This window comes from Rhodococcus sp. C26F, from assembly GCF_053345925.1.
Map to the genome: position 1 here is coordinate 301024 of NZ_JBKFBA010000004.1, position 10716 is coordinate 311739.

Below are 10716 nucleotides of genomic sequence, written 5' to 3' on the forward strand. Positions count from 1 at the left end.
CCGCCCGCGCGGCGCGTCCGCAGGAGGCCGTCAAGGAACAGGTGTGGCAGACGGTCGTGCACGACGACAGCGTCCCGAACATCACGGCGCGCGCCGTGATCGGCGGTTTCGCCCCGGCCGGTCAGGGCGAACTGCTCGAACCGTACGTCGCGCGGTACTTCGCGGAGGTGCCGGGAGTATGGGAGCGCCGTTCGAGCGAGGTTGCGCAGACCGTCGTGATCGGGCTGTACCCGTCGTGGTCGATCAGTGAGCAGTCGGTGGCTGCGGCAGACGAGTTCCTCGCCGGCGACCATCCGCCGGCCCTGCGCCGGCTCGTCGTCGAGGGTCGTGCCGGGGTCGTGCGCTCGTTGAAGGCACGCGCGTTCGACGCGTCCTGACGCACCGACCTCACCGAACGACTGTGGGCGGTGCCCACATGAGACGACTGTGGCCCGCTGCCNGGCAGCGGGCCACAGATGGTCGTGGGCTCCGTATCAGGGAGCGACCATGGCGTTCGCGATGACGCGGACGGCGCTGGTGATGCCGTCGAGCAGATTCCCCTGACCGAAGGACGACACGGCCGCGGTGATGCCGAGCTGCAGCACCCGGTCGGTGGCGCGGTCGGCGGCGGTGCGACCCGAGCGGACCTCGATGCTCCGCTGGTTCGGGAAGACGGCGACGAGGACCGAGTTGTCGGCGTCCGGCGTCGTCGGCAGCAGGGCGTCGGTCGCCGCGGCCGGATTCACGTCGTCACCGATGTAGACGGTGAACCGCACGTTGGTGATCCGCATCGCGTGCGTGAGCGTGTCGTCGAGGGTGATGAGGTCGCGGTCCTTGAACGGCGCACCCGTGAAGGCCTGACCGAGACCGCGCACGGCGGAGATGCGTCCGCTCGCGGTGAGTGCCGCACCGTGCGGCAGGTTCTCCGGCGCGACGGCCGGACGCTGGATCACGTCACCACTTGCCACTTGCGGTACCTCCGATCAGCTCCGCCGAGGTCAGAGCGGCATGACCGTGACCATGATGCGGGTATTTCCAGGGATGGGTCGATTCGTCGGTCGCGGTCCACAGGAGCGGTCCGTGCTCCCATTTCCGGTCGAGCGTGTACGGGTCGTCCGACGGCGTGGAGCCCGGGTACTTGCTCATGACGAAGGACAGCCCACCGAAGACCAAGACGATCAGCAGCGGGATGCCGACGAAGATCAGGGTTGTCTCGAGAATGCTCACAGCCAAACGTTAGCCCAGCCGGGCCCGAAAGGCCTCATACGCCCCGGAGAACGACCCGATCAGGCCGCGCCCTCCCCCAGATAGGGCAGCCAGGTGGGGTGCAACTCGGGCAGGGTCGCGAGCAGGCGCCAGTGCCGGCCCTTGGGCGGATTCGGCACCACACGCAGGGTCCATCCGAGTTCGGTGAGCAGCTTGTCGGCCTTGCGATGGTTGCACGGCGCGCAGCACGCGACGCAGTTCTCCCAGGTGTGCTCGCCGCCGCGGCTGCGCGGCACGACGTGGTCGATCGTCTCGGCCTTGCCTCCGCAGTAGGCGCACCGGTTCCGGTCGCGGTGCATGAGCGCGGCCCGGGTGAGCGGCACCCGCGCGTGATACGGAACGCGCACGTAGTTGCGCAGACGGATCACGGACGGCAGTTGCACTGACCATTCGGCCGATCGCACGAGCGGGGCGAGCGGATCGTCGTGCACGGTATCGGCCTTGCCCCCGGCCATCAGGACCACGGCCCTGCGGGCGGGCAGGGCGGTGAGCGGCTCGTAGGTGGCGTTGAGCAGCAACACTCGACGTTTCAACCAGTCGGGTACCGTCGCGGTGCTGTCGTGCACCACGCGCAGTGTGGTAGCCCCCGGCACCCCTGCAGGGGCGTCCGCGGGCGGGAGTTGTCGATGCGAGCTGCTGCTGTGCTTCATACGACCTCCGAAAAGACTGGGAACAGTGGACCACGGATGCTCCCGAATCGCACCCCAAATCAGCGGACCGGTCCAGGTCGGGCCGGTGAACATCCGGTGACGGTCCCGCCCGGCACGGCTCGTCGGGCGGTGTGCGGTCGGGAGCGGGCACAATGGACGGTCGAGAGGGACGGTGAACGAATACAGATGAGTGACGAGCAGACCTTCTACGAGGCGGTCGGTGGCGCCGAGACGTTCCGCCGGCTCACTGCACGGTTCTACGAGGAGATCGCACGGGACGAGATCGTCCGGCCCCTGTATCCCGAGGAGGATCTCGGTCCGGCCGAACGGCGCATGCGGATGTTCCTGGAGCAGTACTGGGGCGGCCCGCGCACCTACTCCGAGGAGCGGGGCCACCCGCGGCTGCGCATGCGTCATCATCCCTTCCGGATCGGGCCGCTCGAGCGCGACGCCTGGTTGCGGTGCATGCACACCGCGATCGCGTCGATCGACGAGAAGACGCTCGACGACGAGCACCGTCGGCAGCTCGTCGACTACATGAACATGGCGGCCGACTCGATGATGAATTCCCCGATCTAGGGGTCAGCGTGTCCGGGGTCAGCGTGTCCGGGGTCAGCGTGTCCGGGGTCAGCGTGTCCGGGGTCAGCGGCCCAGCATCCGGCGCAGGCGGTCCTCCACCTTCTGGGTGAACCGCGCCGCTGGAGACAGGTGCCGACGCAGGATGGCGTGCTTGCGCACGTATTCGGGGACCTCCCACAGAGCGGTGGTCCCGGCTCGGAAGAGCGCCGCGTGCCCGGCACGCAAGGTGCGCGGCTCGGAGTCGGCGGACGAGACGACGACCGAGCCCTCCACGATGTGGACGATCTCGTCGACGCCGAAATGCCAGTCGAAGCGACCGGCCGTGCAGTCCCACACGTGTGTGGTGGTGGTGCGGTCGGCGCTGGTCGCCCACTGACCGCTGCGTGCCACGGGGGCGCCCTCGCGGATCCACGCAGGGTCGATCGGGTCGTCGCGCAACTCCACATCGTCCAGTCGGACCGCGACGATCGATGTCGTATTCATGCCGTTCGTCCTATCATGCGGCCCGTCCCGGCGGAACGGCCGCGGGCACCGTTCGCCCTGCCTTTCGCCCTGTCGTCTGACACGATGAGTCCCGTGGCCCACCCCGCAGCACCGACCTCCGGACGAGGCGACCCGACGGCGCCGTGGTGGCGCAACGCGGTCTTCTACCAGGTCTATCCCCGCTCGTTCGTCGATGCGAACGGTGACGGCATCGGCGACCTCGCGGGTGTGCGCAGCCGCCTCGGCTACCTCGAACTGCTCGGTGTCGACGCGATCTGGCTCAACCCGGTGATGCGTTCACCGATGGCCGATCACGGCTACGACGTCTCCGATCCCCGCGACATCGACCCGCTGTTCGGGGACATCGCCGATCTCGAAGCGCTGGTCGCCGACGCCCACGCGCGCGGCATCCGGGTGGTGATGGACCTCGTGCCGAACCACGTCAGCGTCGAGCACCGCTGGTTCCGGGCCGCGCTCGAAGCCGGGCCGGGCAGCCGTGAACGCCGGCGCTTCCACTTCCGCGACGGGCGCGGACCGGACGGCAGCGCACCACCGAACAACTGGCCGAGCGTCTTCGGCGGGCCGGCCTGGACCCGCATCACCGAACCCGACGGCACGCCCGGTCAGTGGTATCTGCACGTCTTCGCTCCCGGGCAGCCCGATCTGAACTGGGACGACGAGGAGGTCGTCGAGGATCTCGACAAGACCCTGCGGTTCTGGCTGGACCGAGGCGTGGACGGTTTCCGGATCGACGTGGCCCACGGCATGGCCAAGCCCGCGGATCTTCCCGATCACGAGGGGTGGGAGACCAACGAACTGCTCGGGCACTCCCCCGCGGATCCGCGGTTCAACAATCCCGAGGTGCACGACATCCACCGCCGCATCCGGCGGGTCTTCGACGAGTATCCGGACTCGGTGGCGATCGGTGAGATCTGGGTCGACGACCACGAACGGTTCGCCGAGTACCTGCGCCCGGACGAACTGCATCTCGCCTTCGACTTCCACCTGACGCTGTCGGACTGGGACGCCGACGCCGTCCGCGACGCGATCGAGAAGGGCCTGGCGGCGGTGACGTCGGTGCAGGCCTCACCGACGTGGACGCTGTCGAACCACGACGTCGACCGCGAGGTCACTCGGTACGGAGGCGGTGAGGTCGGGCTCGCGCGGGCACGCGCGATGATCCTCGTCGCCCTCGCGCTCCCGGGAGCGGTGTTCGTCTACAACGGTGCCGAACTGGGGTTGCCGAACGTCGACCTGCCCGACGAGGTGCTGCAGGATCCGGTCTGGGAGCGATCCGGCCACACCGAACGCGGACGTGACGGATGCCGCGTGCCGCTGCCGTGGGAGGGCGAAACACCACCCTTCGGGTTCACCTCCGGCGGGTCCACGTGGTTGCCCCAGCCTCCGGAGTGGTCGGCGCTCACCGTCGAGAAGCAACTCGAGGATGCGGGCTCGACGCTCTCGCTGTACCGCCAGGCGATCGAGATCCGTACGGAGCGAAGGCGATCCATCAGCACGGAGCGAGGGCGATCCGAGGGCGGCGGGATCGGCTGGTACGGAAGCCCGGCGGGGTGCCTGGCCTTCCGCCGTTCCGACGGCCTGACCTGTGTGCTCAACGCCGGCGACGTCGCGGTCGATCTGCCTGCCGGTGAGGTGCTGCTCGCGAGTGCGCCGCTCACCGGACACGCACTGCCACCGGACGCCGCCGCCTGGCTGGCGTGAGACCTCGTCAGAGGACGCTCAGACCGAGCCCCCCGCCGCGTCGCAGGTAGACCGACCCGAAGCGGGCGTCGAGGCGCATCCAGGTGGCGTGCGCCCGCACTCGGACCACCTCGGCGGGATCGATACCCGTCGAGTCGACGCTGTCACGACCGGCACCCGGCACGAAGCCCATCGCACCGAGCGCGAACACCATGCGCATCGGCACACCCACGGTCGTCCCGGCGCCGCTCACCTCGAGAACCTCCTGGGCGAGCAACGACGCCGGCGGTCCCTGCGCGCCGTGCTCGCGGGTGAGCGCGACGCCGCGTTGCGCGAGTTCGACGAGGATTCGGGCCGGCACGTCGTCGACGTGGACGTAGCCGTCGTCGGGCGGAAGTGCGCCGCGCCAGGCGGAATCCATCGCCCAGCCCGGGTCGACCTCGGTGCGCGGTTCGGACCCGGCGAGGAGCGCGGCCCGCAGCGACTCGGCGGCCACGCAGGTGTCGGCCGGAGCCACGGTTCCGCGGACGACGCGTCCGGCAAGCACCTCGAAACCGGTGCGCGTCCACACACCGAGCAATCCGTCGCCGCGGCGGCGCAACCGCACCACGGCAGCCTCGTCGAGACGCGCGGCCCGGGCCAGGAATGCGGCGAGGTCGACGCTGTCGTCGGGGCCGGCGAGCGTCAGGAGACGCTCTGCGTGTCGGATCCGGTCGTCGGTCACGTCGGCCTCGTCAATTGCGCTGCCACTGACGCAGGAACTCGCGTTCGTCGTCGCTGAGCCGGCGCAGGCGCTGGGTCTCGATGTCGAACGCCGCGATCTGGGTGGACGCGACCACCGCCGGCGCCGAGTCGACCGGAGCACTGCCCGGCCGCACCTCGTACCCGATCGTGAAGTCGACGGCCCGCACCTTCTCGGTCCACATCAGCACGTCGAGCGGACCGTCGTCGTGGCGCAACTGCCCGCGATAGCGCACGTGGAGGTCGGCGATGACGGCGCCTTCGCGCAGATCGCGGGTGGGGCGACCGTCTGCGAACAGCCACGGGATCCGTGCTTCCTCGAGGAGCGTGACCATCCGCGCGTGATTGATGTGCTGGAAGACGTCCATGTCGGACCACCGCACCATCACCTCGGTGTGGAAACCGAACTGTTCGCCCGCACCGCTCACTCGTTACCTCCGATCGGATGCGCCCGTGCGCACCATGCCCCTGATCTGTCGTGCCGCCACCGACAGGGTGGCGAGGTCCAGACTTCCAGACGCGAAGATCTCGTCGAGCGCCGCCCTTGCACGGACGAGCTTGGATCCGTTGGACGACTCCCAGTCCTCGATCATCTCCTCGGTCGATTCCCCGGGTTCGGCGCCGGCGAGCACGTCGAGGACGAGCGAACGCAACGAGCCGTACAGGTCGTCGCGCAGCGCGAGGCGCGCCAGCGAATGCCAGCGGTCGCCCCGTTCGAGACCGGAGACGGCCGTAAGCAGGCGGTCGACGCCGAGTCGCGCGTCGAGGGCGTAGTAGAGGTCGGCGACCTCCGCCTCGTCGCGTTGTTCGATGTCGGCGATGTCGATGACGTCGAGCAACGGGAACTGGTCGAGGAGCCGGAAGACGACGCCCGTCAGCTCCTCCGGTGCTCCCCGCTCGAGGAGCGGACGGGTGCGGCGCACGAAGTCCTCGGCGTGGTGCCCGCGCATCCAGTCCGCGACCCTCGGGGCGAGACGCGCGAAGGCGTCGCGGTAGCGGCTGATCTCGGCACCGACCGCGAGGGGCTGCGGCCGCGTGGCGAGGAGCCGGCGCGACGCCCGGTCGAGCACACGGCGGGATTCGAGCAGCAGGTCGTCCTCGATGTCGACAGGCAGCCCGGCGGCCCGGATCTCGTCCCACAGGGCCGGCAACCCGAAGATGGTGGTGACGGCGGCGTAAGCGCGGATGGCGTCGGTCGCCGTCGCCCCGGCCTCCTCGGCGAGCCGGTAGACGTAGGTGGGGCCGCCGTTGTCGACGGTGGTGTTCGCCAGCATGGTCGCGACGATCTGCCGACGCAGCGGATGCGCCCGGATCCCGGCCCGGAACCGCTCGCGCAGCGCGGACGGGAAGTAGGCGGGCAGGATCGCCGCAAAGGTCTCGCTGTCGGGCAGGTCCGTGGCGAGCAGGTCGTCGACGAGGGCGAGCTTGACGTGGGCGAGGAGCTGCGACAGCTCCGGCGACGTCAATCCCTCCCCCGCCGCTTCGCGACGGTCGAACTCGGCCTCGTCGGGCAGGGCCTCGAGGTCGCGGTCGAGACCGCGATCGAGTTCGAGGGCCGCGAGCAGCCGACGGTGCACCCCCAGCAGGGACGGCGCGACGGCCCGTTCGAGGCCGAGCACGGCGTTCTGGGAGATGTTGTCGGCCAGAACGAGTTCGGCGACGTCGTCGGTCATCGACGCGAGCAACGGATTGCGGTCCTCCGCCGCGAGCTCACCGGCGGTCACCATGGCATCGAGGAGGATCTTGATGTTGACCTCGTGGTCGGAGCTGTCGACACCGGCCGAGTTGTCGATCGCGTCGGTGTTGATCTTCCCGCCGGCACGGGCGAACTCGATGCGGCCGCGTTGCGTGACACCGAGATTGCCGCCCTCGCCCACGACCCGGGCGCGCAGCTCCCGCCCGTCGACGCGCACGCCGTCGTTGCTCTTGTCCCCCACGTCCGCGTGGGTTTCCGTCGACGCCTTCACGTAGGTGCCGACACCGCCGTTCCACAGCAGGTCGACGGGTGCGCGCAGGATCGCGCGGATCAGTTCGGGCGGTGGGAGTTCCGTGACGTCGTCGGGCAGGTCGAGCACCGCCCGCGCCTCGGGACCGACGGGAACCGACTTGGCCGTCCGGTCCCACACCCCGCCCCCGGCCGCGATGAGCTCTGCCGAGTAGTCCTTCCACGACGACCGCGGCAGTTCGAACAACCGGCGCCGCTCCTCGAACGACCGCTCCGGATCGGGATCGGGATCGAGGAAGATGTGCCGATGGTCGAAGGCCGCGACGAGCCTGATGTGCCGGCTGAGCAGCATGCCGTTTCCGAAGACGTCGCCGCTCATGTCGCCGATGCCGACCACGGTGAAATCGTCCGTCTGCGGGTCGGATCCGAGTTCGCGGAAGTGACGCCGGACGCTCTCCCACGCACCGCGCGCGGTGATGCCCATCTCTTTGTGGTCGTAGCCGGCGGAGCCACCGGAGGCGAACGCGTCGCCGAGCCAGTAACCGTATTCCGCCGCAACGGAATTCGCGAGGTCGGAGAACGAGGCGGTGCCCTTGTCCGCGGCCACCACGAGATACGGGTCGTCGTTGTCGTGACGCACGACCCGCTGCGGCGGGACCGTCTCGTTGCGGGCGGCATCGAGGTTGTCGGTGATGTCGAGCAGACCGGCTATGAAGCACCGGTAGCACCGTTCGCCGCGCTCGCGGACGGCGCGACGATCCGCCTCGGCGTCGCCGGTCGGACGGGGCGAGTGCTTGACGACGAAGCCGCCCTTCGCCCCCACGGGCACGATCACCGCGTTCTTCACGGCCTGCGCCTTGACCAGGCCGAGCACCTCGGTACGGAAGTCCTCCCGGCGGTCCGACCAGCGCAGACCACCGCGGGCGACGGGACCGAACCTCATGTGGACGCCTTCGACGGCCGGAGCGTAGACGAACACCTCGAAAGCCGGTCGCGGTTGGGGTAGTTCGGCGATCCGCCGCGGCTCGAACTTGAGCGACAACGCCCGGCCGTCCGGACGCTCGTGCCCGATCCCGCCGGCCACGTGGAAGTTGGTGCGCAGGGTGGCACGGATCAACGAGAAGAGCCCCCGGAGGACGCGGTCGGTGGCCAGTGCGGTCACCTCCGCGATCGTGGTCGTGAGTTCCTCGGCGATCTGCTGTTCGCGTTCGGCGGAGGCGTTCTCCGGATCGAACCGGGACTCGAACAGTCCGACGAGCAGGGCCGCGGTGCGCGGGGCGCCGAGCAGCACACCTTCGATATTGTACTGGCTGTACGGGAATTCGGTCTGGCGCAGGTACTTCGCGTAGGCCCGGAGGAGCACGACCTGCCTCCAGGTGAGCCCGGCGCGCAGCACGAGCTGGTTGAACCGGTCGGTCTCGACCGCACCCCGCCATGCCACGGTGAAGGTGTCGGTGAGACGACCGGCCAGCGTCGGATCGATCTCGACGATGTCGGGCTCGATGTCCTCGGGCAGGCAGAGCCCGAAATCGTAGATCCAGCAGTCGATTCCGTCCGATCGTGGCAACCGGTAGGGTCGCTCGTCGACGACCTCCACACCGAGACTCTGCAACACCGGGAGGATCCGGCCGAGGGTGACCGTCTCGTCCGCGACGTACAGGGTGAAGCGCAACGACAACGGATCTTCGGATCCCGGACGGTACAGGTGCGTGTCGAGATCACCGGAGTCGAGCCTTTCCAGACGCCGCAGGTCGTCCAGGGCGCGTTCGGATCCGAAGTCCTCCTTGTACGCCTCGGGCACGACCTCGGAGTACCGCTGCACCAGCAACGGATCGAGATCGCCTGTCGCGGCCGCCGCCTCACCGAGCCGATCGGCCCAGTTGCGGGTCACCTCCGCGAGCATCGCCTGGATCCGCAGACGGTTGTCCTCGGAAGTGTCCACCTCGCGACGCGCGCGACCGGAGAACCGGATGGTCACATGCAGCAACGCGAGGTCGCGCTCGGAGACACGCGCGGTGTAGTCGAGTACGCCGCCGCCGAACTCCCGCAACAGGATGTCCTGGATCGCGACGCGCACCTTCGTCGTGTAGCGGTCGCGCGGCAGGTAGACCAGGCACGAGATGTATCGCCCGTAGGTGTCGACACGGACGAACAACCGCACCTGCCGGCGGATGTCGACCACTGCGGTGACGGTCTCGTAGAGGGTGTCGGTGTCCATGGAGAACAGTTCCGCGCGAGGCACCGTCTGCATGATCTCGAGCATCGCCTGACCGCTGTAGGACGACAGCTCGACCCGCGCCCGCGCGACGACCTCCCGCACGCGGCGCGACACCACGGGGATGTCGAGGATGTTCTCGTGCAGAGCGGTCACCGTGAGGACACCGAGGAAACGGTCCTCTCCGACGACCGCGCCGTCGGCGTCGAGCCGGACGACGCCGACGAAGTACGGGTAGACGGACCGGTGCACGGTGGCAGGAAGCGCGCCCTGGGTGAGCACGAGCAGCGGGCGGCGGCCCGCGCCGACCTCACCGGGCAGGTCGAGCGGGTCCGCGACCGAGGCGTCCGTGCGCAGCACTCCCCTCCCGCTTCCGGGTACGGGTGTCGCACGCACGTGGTCGTCGCCGCCGTCGGGCACGAAGTCGTAGCGGCGGTAGCCGAGAAGGGTGAAATTCCCGCCGCTCAACCACCGCAACAGCTCGGCGGTCTCGGTGAGCTGCTCGGCCGTGTACTGCGCGGGCGGATCGGCGGCCAGGCCGTCGAGCGCGTCCGCGAGGTCGCGCTGCAGGGCGTGCATCTCCCCGGAATCCGACGCCACCTGCCGCACGTCGGACAGCACGCGCCGCAGGCCGTGATCGATCTCCTCGACCGACTCGTCGTCGACGGGCCCACGCAACTCGATGTGCATCCACGATTCGGCGGCTCCACCCGAAGCCCCTCCGCCTTCGTCGGTCAGGCTCTCGAGGTCGCCCTCGGCGGTGCGACGCGCCGACAGGACGGGATGGATGACCGTCCCCACCGAGACACCCAGCCGGGAGAGCAGTGCCAGCACCGATTCGACGAGCAGCGGCATGTCGTCGGTGACGATCTGCACGGCGACACCCATGCCGTCGGTGCGGCGCACGCCGACGACAGCGGTGTCCGGGGCACGGTGGCGACCGAGGCGCGCGTGCTCGAGTGCGGCTGCGCCCTGGTCGGTGGTGAACTCTCCGGAGCTCTGGTAGATCCGCTCGAGAACGGCCTCGGGGGGAGCATCGCTGCCCGTTGAATGTGTCTGCGCCACAGCCGGATCGGCCATCGACACCCCTCCTGCTCTGTCGGGCGGATACACCGCGCGCCGCGGACGGACTCGTGATCGAGCCTATCCGCGGCGCG

Annotated in this window: 10 protein-coding genes; 3 read left to right on the plus strand and 7 right to left on the minus strand. The window is 69.4% G+C overall.

All coding sequences use genetic code 11. The annotated features are described in order from the left end of the window. A partial coding sequence (locus tag ACLBYD_RS08330) for an ERAP1-like C-terminal domain-containing protein (RefSeq protein WP_447816048.1) occupies window positions 1–377 on the plus strand: 377 nt, incomplete at its 5' end. A 96-nt stretch (window positions 378–473) separates the two neighbouring features. Here ACLBYD_RS08330 and ACLBYD_RS08335 read toward each other — a convergent pair. From ACLBYD_RS08335 to ACLBYD_RS08345, 3 genes are read right to left on the minus strand one after another with little or no spacing between them, the layout of a single operon-like run. Next, complete coding sequence (locus ACLBYD_RS08335) at window positions 474–947, minus strand: DUF5130 domain-containing protein (protein WP_085467951.1); 474 nt, start codon at window positions 945–947, stop codon at window positions 474–476. Continuing rightward, window positions 934–1206, minus strand: a complete 273-nt coding sequence (gene ctaJ / locus ACLBYD_RS08340; RefSeq protein WP_016691850.1) for an aa3-type cytochrome oxidase subunit CtaJ — start codon at window positions 1204–1206, stop codon at window positions 934–936. The genes ACLBYD_RS08335 and ctaJ overlap by 14 nt, the downstream gene beginning before the upstream one ends. Window positions 1207–1265: 59 nt before the next feature. Continuing rightward, the gene (locus ACLBYD_RS08345; protein WP_080597645.1) at window positions 1266–1895 is read right to left on the minus strand and encodes an HNH endonuclease; all 630 of its coding nucleotides are present in this window, start codon (window positions 1893–1895) and stop codon (window positions 1266–1268) included. A 186-nt stretch (window positions 1896–2081) separates the two neighbouring features. On the opposite strand from ACLBYD_RS08345, the gene ACLBYD_RS08350 reads away from it, so the two are divergent. After that, complete coding sequence (locus tag ACLBYD_RS08350) at window positions 2082–2474, plus strand: globin (RefSeq protein WP_006551125.1); 393 nt, start codon at window positions 2082–2084, stop codon at window positions 2472–2474. 63 nt (window positions 2475–2537) lie between these two features. Here the strand turns inward: ACLBYD_RS08350 and ACLBYD_RS08355 are convergent, their stop codons facing one another. Further along, on the minus strand, window positions 2538–2957 hold the full coding sequence (locus ACLBYD_RS08355) for a cupin domain-containing protein (protein WP_447816050.1): 420 nt from the start codon (window positions 2955–2957) through the stop codon (window positions 2538–2540). Between the two features lie 84 nt (window positions 2958–3041). Between ACLBYD_RS08355 and ACLBYD_RS08360 the strand changes: the two genes are divergently transcribed. After that, window positions 3042–4679 carry a glycoside hydrolase family 13 protein gene (locus ACLBYD_RS08360; RefSeq protein ID WP_447816051.1) on the plus strand — a complete coding sequence of 546 codons (1638 nt, stop codon included), beginning with the start codon at window positions 3042–3044 and terminating at the stop codon, window positions 4677–4679. A 7-nt stretch (window positions 4680–4686) separates the two neighbouring features. Here ACLBYD_RS08360 and ACLBYD_RS08365 read toward each other — a convergent pair whose 3' ends face one another. Genes ACLBYD_RS08365 through ACLBYD_RS08375 form a run of 3 tightly spaced genes read right to left on the minus strand, consistent with a single transcriptional unit; the run spans window position 4687 to window position 10639 of the window. Further along, entirely contained in the window at window positions 4687–5382 is a 696-nt protein-coding gene (locus tag ACLBYD_RS08365) for a hypothetical protein (RefSeq protein WP_447816052.1), read from the minus strand. Window positions 5383–5392: 10 nt separating this feature from the next. Continuing rightward, entirely contained in the window at window positions 5393–5827 is a 435-nt protein-coding gene (locus ACLBYD_RS08370) for an acyl-CoA thioesterase (RefSeq protein WP_447816053.1), read from the minus strand. A 3-nt stretch (window positions 5828–5830) separates the two neighbouring features. After that, the gene (locus ACLBYD_RS08375) at window positions 5831–10639 is read right to left on the minus strand and encodes an NAD-glutamate dehydrogenase (RefSeq protein WP_447816054.1); all 4809 of its coding nucleotides are present in this window, start codon (window positions 10637–10639) and stop codon (window positions 5831–5833) included. Window positions 10640–10716 lie beyond the last annotated feature (77 nt).